Origin of the sequence: Streptomyces sp. NPDC005566 (genome assembly GCF_040605575.1) — a bacterium.
Lineage (GTDB): Bacteria > Actinomycetota > Actinomycetes > Streptomycetales > Streptomycetaceae > Streptomyces.
Genome location: NZ_JBEXDB010000008.1, coordinates 108,539 through 129,373, shown reverse-complemented (window position 1 = coordinate 129,373; position 20,835 = coordinate 108,539). Strand labels below are relative to the sequence as shown.

The 20,835-nt window shown below is 70.5% G+C and carries 18 protein-coding genes; 14 read left to right on the top strand and 4 right to left on the bottom strand.

The genetic code is table 11. The annotated features are described in order from the left end of the window. Nucleotides 1-180 precede the first annotated feature (180 nt). The 3 genes from ABZS61_RS14955 (at nucleotide 181) to ABZS61_RS14945 (ending at nucleotide 3,883) form a co-directional block, all read left to right on the top strand. Nucleotides 181-1,656, top strand: coding sequence for an alkaline phosphatase PhoX (locus ABZS61_RS14955; RefSeq protein WP_356419774.1), 1,476 nt, complete (start codon nucleotides 181-183; stop codon nucleotides 1,654-1,656). Nucleotides 1,657-1,993: 337 nt separating this feature from the next. Continuing rightward, a complete protein-coding gene (locus ABZS61_RS14950) occupies nucleotides 1,994-3,574 on the top strand; it encodes a TROVE domain-containing protein (protein WP_356419771.1) in 1,581 nt (526 codons plus the stop codon). Nucleotides 3,575-3,652: 78 nt separating this feature from the next. Further along, nucleotides 3,653-3,883, top strand: coding sequence for a hypothetical protein (locus ABZS61_RS14945; protein ID WP_014156926.1), 231 nt, complete (start codon nucleotides 3,653-3,655; stop codon nucleotides 3,881-3,883). 116 nt (nucleotides 3,884-3,999) lie between these two features. Here the strand turns inward: ABZS61_RS14945 and ABZS61_RS14940 are convergent, their stop codons facing one another. The 3 genes from ABZS61_RS14940 to ABZS61_RS14930 all read right to left on the bottom strand — a co-directional run bounded on the left by ABZS61_RS14940 (nucleotide 4,000) and on the right by ABZS61_RS14930 (nucleotide 6,406). Then, nucleotides 4,000-5,223 (bottom strand): TerD family protein, encoded by a 1,224-nt coding sequence (locus ABZS61_RS14940; protein ID WP_356419769.1) that lies wholly within the window; start codon nucleotides 5,221-5,223, stop codon nucleotides 4,000-4,002. A gap of 64 nt (nucleotides 5,224-5,287) precedes the next feature. After that, a complete protein-coding gene (locus ABZS61_RS14935; RefSeq protein WP_356419766.1) occupies nucleotides 5,288-5,521 on the bottom strand; it encodes a hypothetical protein in 234 nt (77 codons plus the stop codon). A gap of 75 nt (nucleotides 5,522-5,596) precedes the next feature. Continuing rightward, nucleotides 5,597-6,406, bottom strand: a complete 810-nt coding sequence (locus ABZS61_RS14930) for an NAD(P)-dependent oxidoreductase (protein WP_356419763.1) — start codon at nucleotides 6,404-6,406, stop codon at nucleotides 5,597-5,599. A gap of 333 nt (nucleotides 6,407-6,739) precedes the next feature. Here ABZS61_RS14930 and ABZS61_RS14925 point away from each other — a divergent pair, with 333 nt between their 5' ends. Both ABZS61_RS14925 and ABZS61_RS14920 read left to right on the top strand, forming a co-directional pair. Next, nucleotides 6,740-7,705, top strand: a complete 966-nt coding sequence (locus ABZS61_RS14925; protein ID WP_356419760.1) for a 5-dehydro-4-deoxyglucarate dehydratase — start codon at nucleotides 6,740-6,742, stop codon at nucleotides 7,703-7,705. Further along, nucleotides 7,702-8,883: a hypothetical protein gene (locus ABZS61_RS14920; protein ID WP_356419757.1), complete on the top strand. Its 1,182-nt coding sequence runs from the start codon at nucleotides 7,702-7,704 to the stop codon at nucleotides 8,881-8,883. The genes ABZS61_RS14925 and ABZS61_RS14920 overlap by 4 nt, the downstream gene beginning before the upstream one ends. Nucleotides 8,884-8,921: 38 nt before the next feature. Here the strand turns inward: ABZS61_RS14920 and ABZS61_RS14915 are convergent, their stop codons facing one another. Further along, the gene (locus tag ABZS61_RS14915; protein ID WP_356419754.1) at nucleotides 8,922-10,199 is read right to left on the bottom strand and encodes an MFS transporter; all 1,278 of its coding nucleotides are present in this window, start codon (nucleotides 10,197-10,199) and stop codon (nucleotides 8,922-8,924) included. A 170-nt stretch (nucleotides 10,200-10,369) separates the two neighbouring features. On the opposite strand from ABZS61_RS14915, the gene ABZS61_RS14910 reads away from it, so the two are divergent. The 9 genes from ABZS61_RS14910 to ABZS61_RS14870 all read left to right on the top strand — a co-directional run bounded on the left by ABZS61_RS14910 (nucleotide 10,370) and on the right by ABZS61_RS14870 (nucleotide 20,738). Continuing rightward, nucleotides 10,370-11,026, top strand: coding sequence for a GntR family transcriptional regulator (locus ABZS61_RS14910; RefSeq protein WP_356419751.1), 657 nt, complete (start codon nucleotides 10,370-10,372; stop codon nucleotides 11,024-11,026). A gap of 50 nt (nucleotides 11,027-11,076) precedes the next feature. Further along, entirely contained in the window at nucleotides 11,077-11,979 is a 903-nt protein-coding gene (locus ABZS61_RS14905) for a dihydrodipicolinate synthase family protein (RefSeq protein WP_356420273.1), read from the top strand. Then, on the top strand, nucleotides 11,976-13,715 hold the full coding sequence (gene araD, locus ABZS61_RS14900) for an L-arabinonate dehydratase (RefSeq protein WP_356419747.1): 1,740 nt from the start codon (nucleotides 11,976-11,978) through the stop codon (nucleotides 13,713-13,715). Before ABZS61_RS14905 ends, araD begins: the two co-directional genes overlap by 4 nt. A gap of 145 nt (nucleotides 13,716-13,860) precedes the next feature. Further along, a complete protein-coding gene (locus ABZS61_RS14895) occupies nucleotides 13,861-14,793 on the top strand; it encodes a sugar ABC transporter permease (protein WP_356419744.1) in 933 nt (310 codons plus the stop codon). After that, a complete protein-coding gene (locus ABZS61_RS14890; RefSeq protein WP_356419741.1) occupies nucleotides 14,790-15,701 on the top strand; it encodes a carbohydrate ABC transporter permease in 912 nt (303 codons plus the stop codon). Before ABZS61_RS14895 ends, ABZS61_RS14890 begins: the two co-directional genes overlap by 4 nt. Before the next feature lie 67 nt (nucleotides 15,702-15,768). After that, the gene (locus ABZS61_RS14885; protein ID WP_356419738.1) at nucleotides 15,769-16,938 is read left to right on the top strand and encodes a Gfo/Idh/MocA family oxidoreductase; all 1,170 of its coding nucleotides are present in this window, start codon (nucleotides 15,769-15,771) and stop codon (nucleotides 16,936-16,938) included. Continuing rightward, nucleotides 16,935-17,759: a PmoA family protein gene (locus ABZS61_RS14880; protein WP_356419735.1), complete on the top strand. Its 825-nt coding sequence runs from the start codon at nucleotides 16,935-16,937 to the stop codon at nucleotides 17,757-17,759. The genes ABZS61_RS14885 and ABZS61_RS14880 overlap by 4 nt, the downstream gene beginning before the upstream one ends. Further along, a complete protein-coding gene (locus ABZS61_RS14875; RefSeq protein ID WP_356419732.1) occupies nucleotides 17,756-19,300 on the top strand; it encodes a family 43 glycosylhydrolase in 1,545 nt (514 codons plus the stop codon). Before ABZS61_RS14880 ends, ABZS61_RS14875 begins: the two co-directional genes overlap by 4 nt. A 106-nt stretch (nucleotides 19,301-19,406) precedes the next feature. After that, the gene (locus tag ABZS61_RS14870; RefSeq protein WP_356419728.1) at nucleotides 19,407-20,738 is read left to right on the top strand and encodes a sugar ABC transporter substrate-binding protein; all 1,332 of its coding nucleotides are present in this window, start codon (nucleotides 19,407-19,409) and stop codon (nucleotides 20,736-20,738) included. The last annotated feature ends 97 nt before the right edge of the window (nucleotides 20,739-20,835 follow it).

The following is a 20,835-nucleotide window of genomic DNA, read 5'->3' as shown; positions in this document are numbered from 1 at the left end:
GAGCCTTTTCGGCCAGGGGGGAGCGGCCGGGATGCGGCCGGAGGCCGGGTTTGTCCTCAAATGCCGGAGGGGTTTGGTGTCCGGGCCCGCTCGAAGTCGTGCGGCGTTCAACTGGTGTTGGTGCGGGGGAGGGAACGTGATCGCGCCAACCACCCGGCCACGTCGCACCAGGAGTCCGTGATGTCGTTCACTCGCAGGGAATTCACCAGACAGTCCGCCCTCACCGGTGCCGGTATCGCTCTCACCGGCACCGTCGGCGCGCTCGCCACCGCACCCGGCGCCCTGGCCGCCGAGGACGCACGGCACGGCCACGGGAACGACCACGACGATCACGACGACCACGGACACGGACACGGCAAGGAGCTGGGCTACGGCCCGCTGCTCCCCGACCCGAAGGGCATCCTCGCGCTGCCCGCCGGATTCTCGTACCGCATCGTCACGCACAGCGGTGTCACCAAGCTGGAGACCGGCGAATCCACCCCCTCCAACCACGACGGCACCGCCGCCTTCGAGGGCCCCCGCGGTGTCACCCTCCTCGTCAACAACCATGAGCTGAGCGGTACCAGGGCAGGCTGGGAGCACCCCGTCCCGCTCATCGAGGGCCTCGTCTACGACCCGGTCGCGGCCGGTGGCTGCACCGTCGTGGAGACCCGCCGCGACGGACGTACCGCCGAGTGGGTCGGCATCGCCGGTACGTCGACCAACTGCGCCGGCGGCAGTACCCCCTGGGGCACCTGGCTCACCTGTGAGGAGACCGAGGACAAGGCCGGTAAGAACGGTCTGCTCAAGGACCACGGCTACGTCTTCGAGGTAGACCCCTACGACAGGCGCGCCAACCGCGACCCGCGCCCGGTCAAGGCGTTCGGCCGGTACGCCCACGAGGCCGTCGTCATCGACCCCAAGCGCGGCCACGCCTATCTGACGGAGGACGCGTCGGGCCCCAACGGCCTGCTCTACCGCTGGGTCCCGCCGCACGGCTTCAAGCACGGCCGCGGCAAGCTGCGCACCCTCGCCGACGACGCGGGTGTCCTGCAGGCCACCAAGTGCTTCGACAAGAACGGCGTGTTCGTCGACGACCTGGCCCGGGCGTCGAAGATCGGTACCGTCTACGGCGTGGACTGGGTCGACGTACCCGACCGTGACGCCAGGACCGTCTCCGTGCGCAAGCAGTTCGACGACACCCAGGTCACCCGCGCCCGCAAGCTCGAAGGCATGTGGTGGGGAGACGGCGGCGCCTACCTCGTCTCCTCGTTCGCCCGGAGCGAGAGCCCCGCGCAGCACGACGGCCAGGTCTGGTTCTACGACCCCAAGCGCCGCACGCTCACCCTGAAGGTGCTCCTCGGCGTGAACCCCGACCCGTCCGTGGACGGCGCCCTCGACGGCCCGGACAACATCACCGTGTCCCCGTACGGCGGTCTGGTCATCTCCGAGGACGGCGAAGGCATCCAGCACCTCTTCGGTGCCACGGACAGCGGCCGCACGTACCCGATCGCGCGCAACGACCTGAACGCGGGCACCGACGACGACCCCTCGTACAGCGAATTCACCGGCGTCACCTTCTCGCCGGACGGTAAGACGCTGTTCGCCAATATCCAGACACCCGGAATCATGCTCGCCATCACGGGCCCGTGGAAGCGTCAGCCGAACCGGCACTGACATCTGCCCGGTGCGCGGCACGTAGGGGAAATTCCCTCGCGTGCCGCGCAGTTGTTCTCCTAGAGTCAGGGCCATGCACCTCCCGGTGCGAAGGCAGCGGCTACTTCCTTCCACGAAATCACGCCGCAGCCGTCCTGACCTCGGGAGGCACAAGCGTCGGGGTGCCCGGTGCGCAGGCAACGGATACTTCCGGGATCCGAAGGTTGCGGGTTCGAATCCCGCCCGGCCAGAGCCGGTAGCTCAATCGGATAGAGCATCGGACATGAGCCCGTCGCCGACTCCTGATCTCGGGCACCCCATTCGCTGTGCCTTCTCCCATGAATTCGGGGGAATTCATATGGCACGCTTCAATACCCGTTTCACCAGGCCCCGCCTCACCTCGCCCGTGAAGTCCACCGGGCGCACCGCGCGCAACCATCAGGGCGCCGTCGGACACCTCAGGGACGCCCGCTCCGAGCTCTTCCTCCTCGCGGTCGCGAACTTCGTGTCGCAGCAGACCTTCCACGAGGGCGGCGACGAACGCGACAACCGGTTCGCGGCCCTGGTGCGGCAGCTCGCCGTCGAGGACCCGCAGTGGACCGCGGGGCTGCTGCACTGGCTGCGCCGCGAGGGCGGGATGCGTACGGCGTCGATCGTCGGCGCCGCCGAATACGTGAAGGCCCGGCTCGACGCGGGTGCCGTGGACGGCCCGTCCAACCGGCAGGTCGTGGACTCGGTGCTGCTGCGGGCGGACGAGCCCGGTGAGCTGCTCGGCTACTGGACCTCGCAGTACGGCCGTGCCGTGCCCAAGCCCGTCAAGCGGGGGATCGCCGACGCCGTACGCCGGCTCTACAGCGGCAAGGCGCTGCTGAAGTACGACACCGCGTCCAAGGGGTACCGCTTCGGCGACATCCTCAACCTGGTGCACGCCGCGCCCGACCCGGCCAAGGCCTGGCAGGGCGAGCTGTTCCGGTACGCGCTGGACCGCAGGCACCACCCCGAGGACGCCGTGCCGCCCGTCTCGAACCGCACCCTGACCGCCCACCGGGCGCTGATGGACCTGCCGGTCGCCGAGCGTCGCGCCGTCGTCACAGGACCCGGTGGAGCGGACCGGCTCGCCGCCGCCGGCATGACCTGGGAGGCACTCGCGGGCTGGCTGCAGGGTCCGATGGACGCCGCGGTCTGGGAAGCGGTGATTCCCTCCATGGGGGCGATGGCGCTCGTACGCAACCTGCGGAACTTCGACGAGGCCGGGGTCTCCGACGCGGTCGCCGCCGAGGTGGCGGCGAGGATCTGTGACCCGGCGGCGGTCGAGGCGTCCCGGCAGTTCCCCTTCCGCTACCTCGCGGCCTACCAGCACGCGCCCTCGCTGCGCTGGGCCTACCCGCTGGAGCAGGCGCTCGGGCACTCGCTGGCGAACATCCCGGCACTGCCCGGCCGCACCCTGATCCTCGTCGACCGTTCCGGTTCCATGTGGTCGCCGCTCTCGGACCGCTCGCAGCTGAACCGGGCCGACGCCGCGGCCGTCTTCGGTACGGCGCTCGCGCTGCGGGCCGCCGATGCCGACCTGGTGGAGTTCGGCACGGGCAGCGCGCCGGTGCCCCACCGCAGGGGCGAGTCGGTGCTGAAGATCCTGGAGCGCTTCCACAGCCTGGGCGGAACCAACACGGTGGAGGCGGTGCGCACGCACTACAGGAAGCATGACCGGGTGCTGATCGTCACGGATGAGCAGGCCTCGTTCACGTACCACGGGGACGTCGCCGAGGGGATCCCGCCGACCGTTCCGGTCTACACCTGGAACCTCGCCGGGTACCGGATCGGGCACGGCCCGTCGGGGAGCGATAACCGCCACACCTTCGGGGGTCTTTCCGACGCGGCATTCCGGATGGTTCCCCTGCTGGAAGCGGGCAGGAGCGCCGACTGGCCGTGGAACGGCTGATTACGAATCCGGCACTACTGCGGCCCTGGGAGTGGTCGGGCATGGCGTCGGGCGCTCCCAAGGCGCATACTCAACGTAATGAAACAGTCAGCCGGATCCCGGCGTCACCTGCCTTCCAGTCCCTTCAACCGCCCGGCCCAGGCGGCCCCACCGGTCGAATGCTTCGATGTGGGCGACAGGGTGTCGCACGACCAGTTCGGACTCGGCCGAGTCCTTGCTGTCGAGGGCGACAACGACGCAGTGCTTATCGACTTCTCGGGGCGACAGGGGAGGATCCTGAGCCCGTACTCCAAGCTGACCAAGCTCTGAGAAGGAGGACGAGCACCTACAGCGTCCGACCGGAGACTCTCCGGATCCGGGGCACCTGAGGAGACATCCATCGGGTGCCCCGGAAGCCGTTCCAGGGGCAGGCGGGCGGCTGCGTCCTACAGCGCCTTCGCGGCGGGCTTCACCATGCCGCGAACGGTCCGCGACTTCACGAACTCACCCATGCCGGTCATCTCCCACTCGCCGGTGAACTGCTTGATCAGCTTGGCCATCATCACGCCGGTCTGCGGCTCCGCGTTCGTCAGGTCGAAGCGGACCAGCTCCTCGCCCGTCGCCGCGTCGATCAGCCGGCAGTAGGCCTTGGCGACCTCGGTGAACTTCTGGCCGGTGAACGAGTTGACCGTGAAGACCAGACCGGTCGCGTCGGCGGGGATCCGGCCGAGGTCCACGACGATCACCTCGTCGTCACCCGCGCCCTCACCCGTGAGGTTGTCGCCGGAGTGCTGGATCGCACCGTTGAGAATGGAGAGCTTGCCGAAGTAGCAGCTCTCCAGGTGATTGCGGTTGGGGCCGAAAGCGATCACCGAGGCGTCGAGGTCGATGTCCTTGCCGCGGAACGCGGGCTCCCAGCCGAGGCCCATCTTGACCTGGGAGAGCAGCGGCTTGCCGCCCTTGACCAGGGACACCGTCTGGTTCTTCTGGAGGTTGACCCGGCCCTTGTCGAGGTTGATCTTGCCGGAGGCGGCGGGAGCGGGTGCCGCCGCCGGAGCAGGCGGAGCGGGCGGAGCGATCCGCGGGTCCACGGGGGCGGCCACCGGGGGGACGGCCGGGGCGACGGGTGCGGGCGGTGCGACCGGGGCGGGCGCGGTGGCCGCTGCCGGCTCCTCGACCGATACGCCGAAGTCCGTGGCGATGCCGGCCAGGCCGTTCGCATAGCCCTGGCCGACGGCGCGGGCCTTCCAGGCGCCGTTGCGCAGATAGATTTCGATGACCACCAGTGCCGTCTCCGCACCCAGCTGGGGCGGGGTGAATGTGGCGAGCGCGCTGCCGTCGTCCGCGTTGCGCACCGTCGCGGTCGGCTCGACCCCCTGGAAGGTCTGGCCCGCGGCGTCGGGGCTCGCGGTGACGACGATCTTCTCGATGCCCGGCGGGACCGCGGAGGTGTCCACCACGATCGCGTCGGGCGCGGAGCCGCCACCCGAGCGGTACGTCACGCCGGGGCCGGAGGGCTGGTTGTAGAAGATGAAGTCGTCGTCGGAGCGCACCTTGCCGTCGGCGGTGAGCAGCAGGCCCGAGACGTCGAGCCGCACCGGGGCGGCGACGTCCACCGCCACGCGGACGGCGGAGAGAGGGATGTTCGAGCCGGGGGTCATTGCGGTCATGCACGGGCTAACGAATGACCCGGCTTTGCCGTTCCCTTACCTTCGGGTACGTGCTCCGTACGGCTCAGCGCCCGCCCACGGGCCGGTTCCGGGGGTGGTTGCGCGCCGCGCGTTCGTTGCCGTGCTTGTACGCGCCCGTCCAGCGCGCCATGACCAGCTGGGCGTCGCCGGACGTCACCTCGGCGAGGAACTTCTCCGCACGGCCGCCGCGCAGGGTGCCCGCAGGGCGGCCGTGATGGGTGATCGTGACGCTCGCGTCGGCATGCTGCTCGTACAGGAATCCGGAAGGTTTCGGCATGCGCCCCATGGTGCCCGCGCCCCGAGTGCGCCGTCGCGCGATTTTCGGGCCCCCGCCGACGGAGCCGGGCCCGGACTAGTACGGCCACATCGGCGGGTCCGTGACGAAATGGCCACCGATGTGGGCGTGGTCCGGGTTCTGCGGGTCCAGCTCCCCGTGCTCGGCGACGAGCTTGTCCGCGTACTGCTCGGAGTCGTCCTGCGGCTCGTACCCGAGGGACCTGGCCGTCGACAGGTCCCACCACAGGCGGGTGTTGTCGGAGGAGCCGTAGATCACCGTGTGGCGCACGTCCTCGGCGGTGAGCGCGGCGTGGAAGAGGCGCGCCCCGTCGCCGGGGCTCATCCAGACCGACAGCATCCGGACCGATGTCGGCTCCATGAAGCAGGAGCCGATGCGCACCGAGACGGTCTCGACGCCGTACTTGTCCCAGAAGAGCTGCGCGAGATCCTCGCCGAAGGACTTCGACAGACCGTAGAAGGTGTCGGGGCGGCGTGCGGTGTCGATCGGGATCAGCGGATCGCCGGGCAGGGGGCGCGGGGTGTAGCCGACGGCGTGGTTGGAGGAGGCGAACACGATGCGCCCGACACCCTCCTCGCGTGCGGCCTCGTAGAGGTTGTAGGTGCCCTCGATGTTGGAGCGCAGAATCTTGTCGAACGACGCTTCCAGGGAGATGCCCGCGAGATGGATGATCGCGTCGACGCCCCGTACGGCTTCCCTCAGGGCCTCCTTGTCACCGAGGTCGGCGGTGATCGCGTCGGGTTCGCCCTCGATGGGGACGACGTCGAAGAGGCGCAGCTCGTAGCCGTACGCGGGCAGCAGTCCCCGCATCAGGGTGCCGAGGCCGCCGGCGGCGCCGGTGAGCAGGACGGTGCGGGGAGCGGGCATACGGAGATCTCCTCGGTGCGGGCACAGGACGGGGTGCGGCGTACGCGGACGTGCCGTGCGTTGCGGTGGTGCGTACGGACAGCAAGGTACGCGCGGCACGCAGGCATGACACATCGGCGCGATGCGTCAAATCCATGGACGACATTCACATGCATGGACAAGCTAAGAAGTCCTGGCGGATCACGTCAAGTGTGGCCCCGGGTGAGCTGCTCCGTCTCCAGGTTGGGCGTTCTTGTCTTGACCTGCACAGCGCGGCTGCCTTAGCGTGGCGGCGTTCAGAAATATGGACACCGATCAGAATTGTGCACGCCTGAATCTGCTCAGGGAGCGCCCGTGACCTCAGCCCCCCTTGCCGCCCGACTCACCGATGTCGCCGGGCCGCTCTTCTTCCCCGTCACCGCCTACGGGCCGGACGGCACCGTGGACCTCGACGCCTTCCGTGCGCATGTGCGCGCCGGCATCGATGCCGGCGCCGCAGCGGTCTTCGCCTGCTGCGGCACCGGCGAGTTCCACGCGCTGACACCGGAGGAGTTCCGGAACGTCGTCGCCGCGGCCGTCGAGGAGACCGCCGGACAGGTACCCGTCGTCGCGGGCGCCGGCTACGGCACGGCGCTCGCGATCCAGTACGCGAAGCTCGCCGAGGACGCGGGGGCGGACGGACTCCTCGCCATGCCCCCGTACCTCGTCGTCGCCGGCCAGGAAGGCCTGCTGGGCCACTACGCCGCGCTCGCCGGGGCCACCGGCCTGGAGACGATCGTCTACCAGCGCGACAACGCCGTCTTCACCCCGGAGACCGTCCTCGCCCTCGCGCAGACGCCCGGGATCATCGGCCTCAAGGACGGCGTGGGCGATCTCGACCTGATGCAGCGCATCGTCAGCGCCGTACGCACCGGCCTCCCCGGCCAGGACTTCCTGTACTTCAACGGCCTGCCCACCGCCGAGCTCACAGGGCTCGCCTACCGCGGCATCGGCGTCACCCTCTACTCCTCCGCGGTGTTCGCCTTCGCGCCCGACATCGCCCTCGCCTTCTACCGGGCGATGGAGTCCGGCGACGACGACCTGGTGAACGCGCTGCTCGACCACTTCTACCGGCCGCTCGTCGAACTGCGCGCCAAGGGGCGCGGATACGCGGTGTCGCTGGTGAAGGCGGGCGTCCGGCTCGAGGGCCTGGAGGTCGGCGAGGTGCGCACCCCGCTCACCGAACCGCCCGCCGAGCACGTAGAGGAACTCGCCGTGATCATCGCGAACGGCCGGGCCCTGCTGGAGAAGCACGGGGCCGGGCAGGAGGAGCGCGGGTGAAGACCTCCGCCTTCCTCTACCCCTGGGACGTCGTCGGGGACCCGGACGCCGCCACGCGCGTCGCGGACCTCGGTGTCCAGCAGGTGACGCTCGCCTCCGCGTACCACTCGACCCGGGCCCTGACCCCGCGCCACCCGGACCGCCGGATCGTCACGGCCGAGCACGCCGCCGTCCTCTACCCGGCGGACCCGGCGCGCTGGGCGGGACGCGAGCTGCGGCCCCACGGGCAGACCTGGGTGGCGGGCGAGGACCCGTACGCCGAGGCGGCCGAGGCCCTGACCGGCGCCGGGCTCCAGGTGCACTCCTGGGTCGTCCTCGCGCACAACTCCCGGCTGGGCGCCGAGCATCCGGACACCTCCGTGGTCAACGCCTACGGCGACCGCTACCCGTGGGCGCCGTGCATCGCTCAGCCCGCCGTCCACACCTACCTGGTGGACATGGCGGCGGAGGCGGCCGTACGGCCCGGGGCACACGGCACCGAGCTGGAGTCCTGCGGCTGGTACGGCTTCGCCCATCTGCACGCCCACGACAAGACCGCGGGTGTGGGCCTCGGGGACGCGGCGCAGTACCTGATGTCGCTCTGCTTCTGCGCCGCGTGCCGGGCCGGGTACGGCGGGCAGGGGCTGGACGCGGAGGAGCTGGGTGCGGCGGTGCGCCGGGCCCTGGAGCCGGTCTGGGCCGGATCCGGGTCCGGAGACACCGGCTGGTCCGGCGTCGAGAAGCTGCTGGGGGCCGGCCTCGCCGATGCCACCCTGCGGTGGCGCGGCCAGGTGGCCCGGACGCTCCAGGAGTCGGCCGTCGCCGCGGTGCGGCAGGCGGCGGAGGGCCGGGACTTCCAGGTCCTGCTGCACGCCGACCCCGCCCCGTACCGCACCGGCGCCAACGTAGGAGTCGAGGCAGCGCACATCCTGTCCACCGCGGACGGCGTGGTGCTGCCCTGTACCGGCGACGACGCGGCGCGCGAGGCGGTCCTCAACCCGTTCGCCGGGCTGTCCGGAGTGCGGGCCGCCAACTTCGGTGTGGTCACCGGCATGGGCGGCAGTCCCGGAACGCTGGAGCGGGACGCGGCGCACGCGCTCTCGCTCGGCGCCACCGAACTGCGCCTGTACCACGCCGGACTGGCCTCCGGGCCGGATCTCGAGGCCGTCACCGACGCGCTCTCACGCGTCGGTCGATGAAGGAGGCGGACCGGTGGGGGCGCCTGTCAGCCCGCCTGTCAGCCGCCCCCTAGCCCGCCACTTCGTCCGAGCAGGGGAGACCCCGTTCGCCGGCCCGTGCCCAGCCATGCCGCGGTGGCCAGTCCGGCCACCGCGGTCAGCGGCAGCAGCACGGTGACGTCCACCGACGCGACCAGCCCCGCCCCGAGGGCCAGGGCCACCGCGTTCGGCACCATCATCAGCGAGTTGGCCGCCGCGGCCGTGCGGCCCAGCACCGCGTCCGGGGTCTCCCGCTGCACGGCCGTCATCGCGGCGATCAGCACACACGGCAGACCCAGGCCGATCGCCGCGCTCGCCGCCAGGGCGACCGGCTCGCAGGGCAGTGCCCGCGCACCCACGGCCACCGCGAACACGGCGGTCCCCGCCGCCGCGAAGACCCGCTCAGGCATGCGCCGGAGCAGCGGCCCGGCCAGCAGCCCGGCGGTCACCGAACCGGCGCCCTGGACCGCGTACAGCACCCCTGTGCAGGCGGGGGAGCGGCCGAGCACGTCGTCGACGACGGCGTACACCGCAGCGCCGTTGAGCCCGGCCGGCAGCATCGTCAGGGCCCCGGCGCACACCAGCGGCCGCAGCACCTGCGAGCCGCGCAGCAGCCGTACGCCCGCCGACGTGCCACCCCGCCGCGACACCCGCCCAGCCCCGTCGGGCCTCCGCCCCCGCAGTTGCGCGAACACCAGCGCGGCCAGGGCGAACGTCACCGCGTCCAGGAGTGCCACCGTCCCGCCGCCGTACCGCGCGAAGAGCCCCGCGCCCGCCAGCGGCGCGAGCAGTTTCATGCCCTCGTTCGCCATGGTCCGCGGCAGGTTGAAGTCACCCAGCAGCCGCGCGTCGACCGTCCGGGCGACCAGTGCCGTCTCGGCCGCGTCCAGCAGGACGCCACTCACCCCGTAGACGAACAGAACGGTGAAGAGCACCCAGACCCGTCCGGCCGAATCGACCACGAGCAGCGAGGTCATCAGCCCCGCCATGCCCAGATTCACCCAGATCAACAGCTGTTCGCGGGGCAGCAGATCGGCGAGCGCGCCGAGGGCGGGGCCGGCGAGCACCGGGGCCCACATCGCGAACACGGTCAGGGCCGCGAGGCTGTCCGAACCGGTGAGCGACTTGGCCCAGATCCCGGCGGTCAACCACATCGCGGACGTACCGAATCCGGAGACGAGCACCCCCGTCAGAACGAGCAGTGCCGTCCGATCGCATACCACTTTGCCCACGGCGCCGCCCGCCCTCGCACCACCGTGACCTGCGCACTCGCTTCCGGGCCACGCCAACGGAGCCATGCCGGCGACTAAGGGCACCTGGTGACATCGGGCAGAAGCCCTGGAGATGCGTCGAAACATCTTCTGTCAGAAGCGTTGACGAAACATTCGCGACCGCTCTAACTTCATCGCGTCGTACTTCGTACGTCATATATGAGACGCGATACGCGAGATGCGAGAGCCCTTCACCCATGACCTTTGCGCCCACCCCGATCCCCTCCCGGACCCAGTACGTGCTGGAGGCGATCAAGCACGCCATCCTCACCGCACAGCTGAGACCGGGGCAGGCGCTCGTCGAGACGGAGCTCGCCGCGCAGTTCGGGGTGTCGAAGACTCCCGTACGTGAGGCGCTGAAGACGCTCGCCGGTACGGGACTCGTCGTCATGAGCCAGTACAAGGGCGCCACCGTGCGACTCGTCGACGCGACCATGGCGCGGGAGGTGTACGACGTGCGCCTGCTCCTGGAGCCCGAGGCGCTGCGCCGCTCCATCACCCGCAAGGCCTCGCTCGACGCGGCGCAGGAAGCGCTGGAGCGCTCCGACTCGGCGGTCGACAAGGCCGACAGGTCGCTCGCGAACCGGGACTTCCACCGCGCGCTCTACCTGCCCTGCGGCAACCCGCTGCTCGCCCGGATGCTGGACGAGATCCGCGACCAGGCCGCCCTCGTGTCGACCGTGGCCTGGTCGGCCATCCCCTCGTGGGAACGCGAGGCGGCCGAGCACCGGGAGATCCTGCGGCTCGCGCTCGCGGACGACGCGACGGCGGCAGCCGGGGCTCTGCACGACCACATCGCGTCGTTCGTGCGCCGCGCCTTCCCCGACGACGAAGACGGGGGTGAGGCGGCGTGAACAACCAGCTGGAGCTCAACCACCAGCACCTCGACGAAAGGCCAGTCCGCATGGACCTCTCCCCGCTGAAGGCGGCCCTCGCAGACGTTGTGGCGATCCCGGTGACCCCGTTCGCCGAGGACGGGAGCATCGACACGACGGCGCACCGCGCCCTGCTGAGACGGCTGCTCGACGGTGGAGTCCGCATCGTCACCCCGAACGGCAACACCGGGGAGTTCTACGCGCTGACCCCTGATGAGCGGCGCACCGTCACCGAACTCACCATCGACGAGGCGGGCGGCCGTGCCACCGTCCTCGTGGGCGTCGGCCATGACGTACCGACCGCCGTGGCCGCCGCCGAGCACGCCAGGGACACCGGCGCCGAGATGGTGATGGTGCACCAGCCCGTGCACCCCTACATCTCGCAGGAGGGCTGGATCGACTACCACCGGGCCATCGCCCAGGCGGTTCCGGAGCTCGGTGTCGTCCCGTACATCCGCAACCCGCTCCTCGCCGGCGAGCGCCTCGCCGAACTCGCGGACACCTGCCCCAACGTCATCGGCGTGAAGTACGCCGTCCCGGACGCCGCCCGCTTCGGCGCCTTCGCCCGGGACGCCGGCCTGGAACGCTTCGTCTGGGTCGCGGGACTCGCCGAGCTGTACGCACCGTCCTACTTCGCCACCGGCGCCACCGGATTCACCTCCGGCCTCGTCAACGTCGCCCCCGGTGTCTCGCTGGCCATGCTGGAGGCGCTGCGGGCCGGCGACTACGCGGCGGCGATGAAGGTCTGGGAGCAGATCCGCCGCTTCGAGGACCTGCGCGCCGACCGGCAGTCCGCCAACAACGTGACCGTCGTCAAGGAGGCCCTGTCCGCACTCGGGCTCTGCAGCCGCGACGTCCGCGCACCGAGCAGGGTCCTGCCCGAGGCGCAGCGCGCCGAGGTCGCCGACCTGGTCGCAGGGTGGTCCATATGACGGGTACCGAAGGCACGCGCATCACTCCCGAGGAGCTGCGCAGCCACCAGTGGTACGGAACGGACGGGCTCCGCTCGTTCAGCCACCGCGCCCGCACCCGCCAGCTCGGCTACCTCCCCGAGGAGCACCTGGGCAAGCCGGTCATCGCGATCCTCAACACCTGGTCCGACATCAACCCCTGCCACGTCCATCTGCGCGACCGCGCGCAGGCGGTCAAGCGGGGCGTCTGGCAGGCGGGCGGCTTCCCGCTCGAATTCCCGGTCTCCACACTCTCGGAGACCTTCCAGAAGCCGACCCCGATGCTCTACCGCAACATGCTGGCGATGGAGACGGAGGAGCTGCTGCGCTCCTACCCCGTCGACGGCGCCGTGCTGCTGGGCGGCTGCGACAAGTCGACGCCCGCGCTCCTCATGGGCGCCGCCTCCGTCGACCTGCCGACCGTGTTCGTGCCCGCCGGGCCGATGCTGCCGGGGCACTGGCGCAACGAAGTGCTGGGCTCCGGCACGGACATGTGGAAGTACTGGGACGACAAGCGGGCCGGGCTCATCGGCGACTGCGAGATGGCCGAGCTGGAGAACGGGCTCGCGCGCTCGCCCGGCCACTGCATGACGATGGGCACCGCGTCGACCCTGACGGCCGCCGCCGAGGCGCTCGGCGTCACGGTGCCGGGCGCCTCGTCCATCCCGGCCGTCGACTCCGGTCACGACCGGATGGCGGCGCAGTCCGGGCTCCGGATCGTCGAACTGGTGTGGCAGCAGCTCACGTTGTCGAAGATCCTCACCGCCGACGCGTACGAGGACGCCGTCGCCACCGTTCTCGCGCTCGGCGGCTCCACCAACGCCGTCATCCACCTGACCGCGATGGCGGGCCGGTCCGGGGTGAAGCTCACCCTGGACGACTTCGACCGCATCGCCCGCACCGTCCCGGTCCTCGCCAACCTCCGCCCCGGCGGCAAGTACCTCATGGAGGACTTCCACTTCGCCGGCGGACTGCCCGGATTCCTGGCGCAGCTCACCGACGTTCTGCACCTGGACCGCCCCACCGTTGCGCACACCACGCTGCGCGAACAGCTCGACGGGGCGCTGGTGCACAACACCGACGTCATCCGGGAGCGGGACAACCCCCTGGCCGAGGAGGGCGGCGTGGCGGTGCTGCGCGGCAACCTCTGCCCCGACGGCGCGGTCATCAAGCACATCGCCGCCGAGCCACACCTGCTGCGCCACACCGGTCCCGCGGTCGTCTTCGACGACTACAAGGAGATGCAGCGCACCATCAACGACCCGGCCCTGGCCCTCACCCCGGACCACGTCCTGGTGCTGCGCAACGCAGGGCCCAAGGGCGGTCCCGGCATGCCCGAGTACGGCATGCTGCCGATCCCCGACTACCTGCTGAAGCAGGGCGTACGGGACATGGTGCGGATCTCCGACGCCCGGATGAGCGGCACCAGTTACGGGGCGTGCGTGCTGCACATCGCGCCCGAGTCGTTCGTCGGCGGGCCGCTCGCCCTGGTGCGCACCGGTGACCTGATCACCCTGGACGTCGAGGCGCGCCGGCTCCACCTCGATGTACCCGACGAGGAGCTGGAGCTGCGCAGGGCCCGGTGGACACCGCCGCCCGCCCGGTACGGCCGCGGCTACGGCGCGCTCTACCAGGACCAGATCACCCAGGCCGACACCGGATGCGACTTCGCGTTCCTGGCGAGGCAGGGAGAAGTGCCCGACCCGTACGCGGGCTGAAACCGGGCGAAGGGAATTCCGCGCACCGATCCGTTCGGCACACCGAACGACATGCGGTAAGCGCTTGCACGGCACACGCACCGACGCACAGCACACGCACCACCGCACGGCACATCCAGCACTTCCCAGAGATCGGAGACGTGTCATGGCCCAATCCGCAGCCGTGGCCACACCGCCGCCCAAGATGCCCCGGCGCCGCTCGGCGACCCCCCGCCGCCTGCCGTATCTGCTGATAGCACCCGCGGGCCTGCTGATGCTGGGCTTCATCGCCTATCCGGTGATCAGCGTCTTCTACTACAGCCTGCAGAACTACAACGTCACCAAGCCGTGGCGGAACGGCTTCGCCGGTTTCGACAACTTCACCCGCATCTTCACCGAGGACGAGCAGTTCTGGCCGACGCTCGGCTTCAGCGCCCAATGGGTCTTCACCCAGGTCACGTTGCAGCTCGCGCTCGGTCTCGCACTCGCCCTGATCGTCAACCAGAGCTTCATCGGCCGCGGTATCTCACGCGCCATGGTCTTCTCGCCCTGGGCCGTCTCGGGTGTGCTGACCAGCACCATCTGGATCCTGCTCTACAACTCCTCGACCGGCTTCAGCCGCTATCTCGCGGACGCCGGAATCGGTGAGTACGGCACCTCGGTGCTCTCCGACACCGGGACCGTCTTCTGGGCGGCGACCATCTCCGAACTCTGGCGCGGTGTCCCTTTCTTCGCCATCCTCATCCTCGCCGACCTGCAGTCCGTCTCGAAGGAGCTGTACGAGGCGGCATCGGTCGACGGCGCGGGCCGGCTGCGGCAGTTCTTCCACATCACCCTCCCGCACCTGCGGGACGCGATCATCCTCGCCACACTGCTGCGCGGTGTCTGGGAGTTCAACAACGTCGACCTCCTCTACACCCTCACCGGCGGCGGGCCGGCCGGAGAAACCACCACCCTGCCGCTCTATGTCGCCAATACCGGCATCGAGGGCCACGACTTCGGCTACGCCTCGGCGCTCACCACCGTCGCCTTCGTGATCCTCCTCTTCTGCTCGATCGTCTATCTGCGCCTGAGCAAGTTCGGAGGCGACCACAAGTGACTGCCGCACTCGCAGAGAAGAACAGCGCCCCGGGACGGTCTGCGCGACACAGCGCCCCGCCGCCCCCCTCGACCCGTAGGCCCAAGCGCGAGCGTGCCTTCGACGACGTACCGCGTTGGCAGATCTACGTGCCGCTCGGCATCTACCTGCTCTTCACGCTCATCCCCTTCTACTGGATGTTCCTGTTCGCCGTACGGCCCGCCGGTTCCACCTCGCTGGTGCCCTGGCCGATGACGGGGGAGCACTTCTCCAAGGTCTGGAACGAGCGGAGCTTCGCGCTCTTCTTCCAGAACAGCATGATCGTCGGCGTCTGCACGCTGTTCGCCACGACCCTGGTCGCACTGGCCGGCGGCTACGCCCTGGCCCGGTTCAACTTCAAGATCAAGAGCGCGTTCATGCTGGCGCTGCTCTGCTCGCAGTTCATCCCGGGCGCGCTGATGCTCGTACCGCTCTTCGAGATCTTCAAGAACCTCCAGATGATCAACTCCCTCGGGAGCGTCGTCATCGCGGAGACCGTCTTCCAGCTTCCCCTGTCGATCATCCTGATCAGCGGCTTCATCAAGAACGTGCCGGTCTCCCTGGAGGAGGCCGCCTGGGTGGACGGCTGCTCGCGCTTCAGGGCCTTCTGCGCGGTCGTCCTGCCGCTGCTGCGCCCCGGGCTGATCGCCGTCGGCTCCTTCGCCTTCGTCCACAGCTGGAACCACTTCCTGTTCGCCCTGATGTTCCTCAGCGAGCAGGACAAGCAGACGATCCCGGTCGGTCTGAACACCCTGATCGGCGCCGACAGCGTCGACCTGGGGGCGCTGGCCGCGGGCGGTGTCATCGCCGCCGTGCCCGTGGTGATCGTCTTCGCCTTCATCCAGAAGTGGCTGATCACCGGCTTCAGCGCCGGCGCAGTGAAGGGCTGACGGACATGACCGCACGCCTTTGCCCCCGCGCCGCGCGGCGCACCGCCACCGGAGTGGGGAGGCCCGGATGACCACGACACCGCTGACCGTCGTCCTGGCCGGCGCCCGGGGCCACGGCCGCTGGCACCTCGCCAACATCCGCCGCCTCCAGCACCAGGGCCTCGTCAGACTGGCCGGGGTCTGCGAACTGAACCCGCTGACCGACGGCGAACTCGACGCGTTCGCCGATGAGATGCCCGAGCAGTCAGCCGACTTCGGGGCGCTCCTGGACTCCACCGGGGCCCGCGTCGCCATCATCTGCACCCCCATCCCGACCCACACCGCGCTCGCCCTGACGGCGGCGGCCCGCGGCGTCCACCTCCTCCTGGAGAAGCCGCCCGCCGCGACCTGGGCCGACTACGCCCGCATGGCCGACGGTGTGCGGGAAGCCGGCATCGCCTGCCAGGTCGGATTCCAGTCCTTCGGCTCGCATGCCGTGCCCGCCATCAAGGAACTCGTACGCTCCGGAGCCATCGGGAACGTACGCGGCATCGGCGCCGCCGGTGCCTGGGTCCGCGACGACGCCTACTTCCGGCGGGCACCCTGGGCGGGCCGCCGCACCCTGGGCGGCACGGACGTGGTCGACGGTGTGCTGACCAACCCGTTGGCACACGCCCTCGCCACGGCGCTCGAACTCGCCGACCGGGGCACCGCCGAGGACGTGGCGTCCATCGAGACCGAGCTGTTCCGGGCCCACGACATCGAGGCGGACGACACCAGCAGTGTCCGTGTCACCACCACGGACGGGCTGCCGGTCACCGCCGCGGTCACCCTCTGCGCCGAACAGGCCGGGGAGCCCTATGTGATCGTCCACGGCGACCGGGGGCGCATCACCTTCTGGTACAAGCAGGACCGGGTCCTCGTCCAGTGCGCGGGACACGGTCCCGAGGAAGCGGTGCACGGGCGGACCGACCTCCTGGAGAACCTCGTCGACCACCTGGTGCGGGGCACCGAGCTGCTCGTACCGCCCCACCGCACCGGCGCGTTCATGCGGGTCGTCGAGGCCGTGCGCACCGCCCCCGAACCCACCGCGCTGCCCGCCGGCGCCTGGGTCACCCGGCCCGCCGAGACCGGTGGCGGGGTGCGCCGCATCGTGCGCGGCATCGACGCCATGGTCGCCGCCGGGGCCGACACCCTCACCCTCTTCTCCGAACTAGGCGCCCCCTGGGCGCAACCCAGCGAGGTGAGCACACCGTGACCACCGCACTCCTCAGCTGCGCCGGACGCCCCGTAGGCCGCTACGGCTACCGGCCCGGGACGGACAGCCGCCCCTACCTCCACCCCGTCACCACCCTGGCGGGCACCCCCGTCACCGAGGAACGCCCCGCCGACCACATCCACCACCTGGGCGCCTCCGTCGCCGTCCCCGACGTGGCCGGGCACAACTTCTGGGGCGGGCGCACCTTCGTCCGCGACCAGGGCCCCACCGAGCTCGACAACCACGGGGTCCAGCGTCACCTCGGCTGGAAGCTCCGCGACCCGGACGGCTTCGTGGAGGAGCTCAGCTGGGAGGCGGACGGCACCGAGCTGCTGCGCGAGCACCGCACCGTCGCCGTCAGCGAACTCTCCGACACGGCCTGGGCGCTGGACTTCTCCTTCTCGCTGACCAACCGCGGCAGCACGGACCTCTCCATCGGCAGCCCCGCCACCAACGGCCGTCCCGGCGCCGGATACGGCGGCTTCTTCTGGCGCGCCCCCAAGGAACCCACCGCGCCCGGCGTCTTCAGCGGCACCCTCGACGGTGAGGAGGCGGTGCACGGCAGGGCCGCCGACTGGCTGGCCCTGACCGGTGACGGCTGGACCCTCGTCTTCGCCGGGGCGACCGACGAGACCCGGCGCGACCCGTGGTTCGTGCGGACCACCGAGTACCCGGGCGTCGGATCCTCCCTCGCCGCGGACCGGCGGCTCCCCGTCGCAGCCGGTGCCACCGTCGTACGCAGGGTGGTCACCGTCATCGCCGACGGCACGCTCGACCGCGAGACCGCCGCCGGCTACGTCCGCAAGGTGGCGACCGCGTGAGCAGACCCTGGACCGCGGACCTCGGCAACGGCACGTACCGCAACCCCGTCCTGAACTCCGACTGGTCCGACCCGGACGTGGTGCGGGTCGGCGACGACTACTACCTCACCGCGTCCAGCTTCGGCCGGGTCCCCGGACTGCCCCTGCTGCACTCGCGCGACCTGGTCAACTGGTCACTCATCGGCCATGCGCTCGAACGCCTGGAACCGGCCGCCGACTTCGCGGTGCCCCGCCACGACTGCGGGGTGTGGGCCCCCTCGCTGCGGCACCACGCCGGACGCTTCTGGATCTTCTGGGGCGACCCCGACCACGGGATCCAGCAGATCAACGCCGAGGACATCCGCGGCCCGTGGAGCGCCCCGCACCTCGTCAAGGCCGGAAAAGGGCTGATCGACGCCTGCCCCCTGTGGGACGAGGAGACCGGCGAGGCCTATCTCGTGCACGCCTGGGCCAAATCCCGCTCGGGTATCAAGAACCGGCTCACCGGTCACCGGATGAGCCCCGACGGACGCGAGGTGCTCGACGAGGGCAAGACCCTGGTCGACGCCGACACGATCCCCGGCTGGTTCACCCTGGAAGGCCCCAAGCTCTACCGCCACGACGGGTACTTCTGGATCTTCGCCCCGGCCGGCGGAGTGGAGACCGGCTGGCAGGGTGCCTTCCGCTCGCGGGAGTTCTTCGGCCCGTACGAGGAGAAGGTCGTCCTGGCCCAGGGCGGAACCGACGTCAACGGGCCGCACCAGGGCGCCTGGGTGCAGACCGCGGACGGCGGTCCCTCCTCCCACTGGTTCCTCCACTTCCAGTCCCGCGGGGCCTACGGGCGGGTGGTCCATCTCCAGCCCATGAGCTGGCCCGCCGACGGCGACGGCTGGCCGGTCATCGGCGACGGGGGAGAACCCGTCGCCGTGCACGCCAAGCCCGAGGCGCCCGAACAGCCCGCCGAGGCACCGGCCTCCAGCGACGGCTTCCCCGGTGGGCGGTACGGCAGGCAGTGGCAGTGGACGGCGAGCCCCCGGCCCGGCTGGACCGTCGAGCACGCCGGGGACGGGCTGCGGCTCAGCTGCGTACGGACCGCGTACGCGCACGATCTGCGGGCCCTGTCCAACGTCCTGGTCCAGCGGCTGCCCGCCGAGGAGTTCACCGTCGAGGTCGACCTCGCGCTGAACAGCCGGGAGCCCGGTGCCAACGCCGGACTCGCGGTCCTGGGCGACGCCTTCAGCTGGATCGGGCTGGAGGCCGGGGAGGACGGGTCGGCCCGGCTCGTCCACCGGTACGCCGAGTCCGTCGCCGAGCACGAGCGGGACGCCGAACACTCCCGCGCGGCCCCCGAGGGGCGGGTCCGGCTGAGCATCGAGGTCACCACGGGGGCCCGCTGCCGCTTCTTCGCCGACACCGGTGACGGATTCCGGCCCTCGGGCCAGGTGTTCGCCGCCACACCCTGGCGCTGGGTGGGCGCCCTGCTCGGCCTCTTCGCCACCGCACCGGCCGGGACCGGCCCCGCCGGAACGGCTGACTTCACCGCGTTCCGTACCAGCGGCTGACCGCACACACCACAGACCACCCCCACGTCCGCCCCCCACCGACGTACCGCACGGCACCTGCGACATCAGCGATTTCACCGACAGCACCGAGAGAGAAGAGCCGACGATGACCATCTCCAAGACGCAGCGGGGGCGCGCCATGGCCGCGATGTCCCTCACGGCGGCGCTCGCCCTGACGGCCACCGCGTGCGGTGACGACGGCAGCGGCACCGGTAAGGAAGGCAGCGGCAAGGGCGAGATCACGTTCTGGGACAACAACGGCGGTCCGCGCACCGCCATCTGGACCGAGATCATCAAGGACTTCGAGAAGAAGAACCCCGACATCAAGGTCAAGTACGTCCCGATCCCGATCGCCGACGTCCAGTCCAAGTACGACACGGCGATCGCGGGCGGCGGCCTGCCCGACGTCGGCGGCGTCGGAACCGCGTACCTCGCCAGCATCGTGTCGCAGGAAGCCCTCGTGCCGGTCACCGACCGTATCGAGGAGTCGTCGCTGAACGGCAAGCTGGTCGAGGGCATGGTCGAGAGCGTCAAGGCCGCGGGTGGCCGGGGCGACGACCTGTACAGCGTGCCGACCTCCGCGAACAACGGTGCCCTCTGGTACCGCACCGACCTGTTCGAGGCGGCGAACCTCGAGGCGCCCACCACCTGGGACAACTTCTACACGGCGGCCGACAAGCTCACCGACGCGAAGAAGAACAAGTTCGGCTACACCATCCGCGGCGGCGCCGGCTCCATCGCGCAGGCCCTCGACGCGGCCTACGGCCAGTCCGGCATCACGGAATTCTGGGCCGGCGACAAGACGACGCTCAACGACCCCAAGAACGTCGCCGCGCTGGAGAAGTACGCCGCCCTCTTCAAGAAGACGACCCCCGCGGCCGACGTCAACAACGACTTCACCAAGATGGTCGCCCAGTGGGACACCGGCACCATCGGGATGCTCAGCCACAACCTCGGTTCCTACCAGGACCACCTGAAGGCACTGGGGGCCGAGAAGTTCGCCGGTATCCCGGCACCGATCGGCGCGGGCGGCACCCGGGTCCAGGTCTCCAACCCGGTCGACGGGCTCGGACTGTTCCGGGCGAGCGACAACAAGACGGCGGCCTGGAAGTTCATCGAGTTCGCCGCCTCGCACGAGTCCAACAGCAAGTGGAACGAGGCCGCGGGTGCCATCCCGGCCAACACCGAGGCGGCCAAGGACCCCTGGATCTCCAAGACCGAGCCGACGGCGCTCGCCGCGAAGGCACTCACCGACGGTTCCACCAAGATCGTGGATCTTCCGTACTACCTGCCCGACTGGAACAACATCAGCAAGGCGGACAACGAGCCGGAGTTCCAGAAGCTGCTGCTCGGCAAGGTCACGGCCAAGCAGTTCCTGGACAAGATGGCCGACGAGCTGAACACCGCCCAGAAGGAGTGGAAGGACCTGGGCCACTGATCCGACCGTCTCGCCACGGCCGGTACCCGATGACCGGGACCCGGCGGCGGTTCGGGTCGCGCCCCGCCGCCGGTCCCTCTCCCCTCGTACGCCAGGC

Excerpts from the sequence above, each read along its gene's own strand:
- ABZS61_RS14955 (WP_356419774.1), top strand. The coding sequence starts at position 181 with ATGTCGTTCACTCGCAGGGAATTCACCAGACAGTCCGCCCTCACCGGT.
- ABZS61_RS14950 (WP_356419771.1), top strand. The coding sequence starts at position 1,994 with ATGGCACGCTTCAATACCCGTTTCACCAGGCCCCGCCTCACCTCGCCC.
- ABZS61_RS14945 (WP_014156926.1), top strand. The coding sequence starts at position 3,653 with ATGAAACAGTCAGCCGGATCCCGGCGTCACCTGCCTTCCAGTCCCTTC.
- ABZS61_RS14940 (WP_356419769.1), bottom strand. The coding sequence starts at position 5,223 with ATGACCGCAATGACCCCCGGCTCGAACATCCCTCTCTCCGCCGTCCGC.
- ABZS61_RS14935 (WP_356419766.1), bottom strand. The coding sequence starts at position 5,521 with ATGCCGAAACCTTCCGGATTCCTGTACGAGCAGCATGCCGACGCGAGC.
- ABZS61_RS14930 (WP_356419763.1), bottom strand. The coding sequence starts at position 6,406 with ATGCCCGCTCCCCGCACCGTCCTGCTCACCGGCGCCGCCGGCGGCCTC.
- ABZS61_RS14915 (WP_356419754.1), bottom strand. The coding sequence starts at position 10,199 with ATGGCTCCGTTGGCGTGGCCCGGAAGCGAGTGCGCAGGTCACGGTGGT.
- ABZS61_RS14910 (WP_356419751.1), top strand. The coding sequence starts at position 10,370 with ATGACCTTTGCGCCCACCCCGATCCCCTCCCGGACCCAGTACGTGCTG.
- ABZS61_RS14905 (WP_356420273.1), top strand. The coding sequence starts at position 11,077 with ATGGACCTCTCCCCGCTGAAGGCGGCCCTCGCAGACGTTGTGGCGATC.
- araD (WP_356419747.1), top strand. The coding sequence starts at position 11,976 with ATGACGGGTACCGAAGGCACGCGCATCACTCCCGAGGAGCTGCGCAGC.
- ABZS61_RS14895 (WP_356419744.1), top strand. The coding sequence starts at position 13,861 with ATGGCCCAATCCGCAGCCGTGGCCACACCGCCGCCCAAGATGCCCCGG.
- ABZS61_RS14885 (WP_356419738.1), top strand. The coding sequence starts at position 15,769 with ATGACCACGACACCGCTGACCGTCGTCCTGGCCGGCGCCCGGGGCCAC.
- ABZS61_RS14870 (WP_356419728.1), top strand. The coding sequence starts at position 19,407 with ATGACCATCTCCAAGACGCAGCGGGGGCGCGCCATGGCCGCGATGTCC.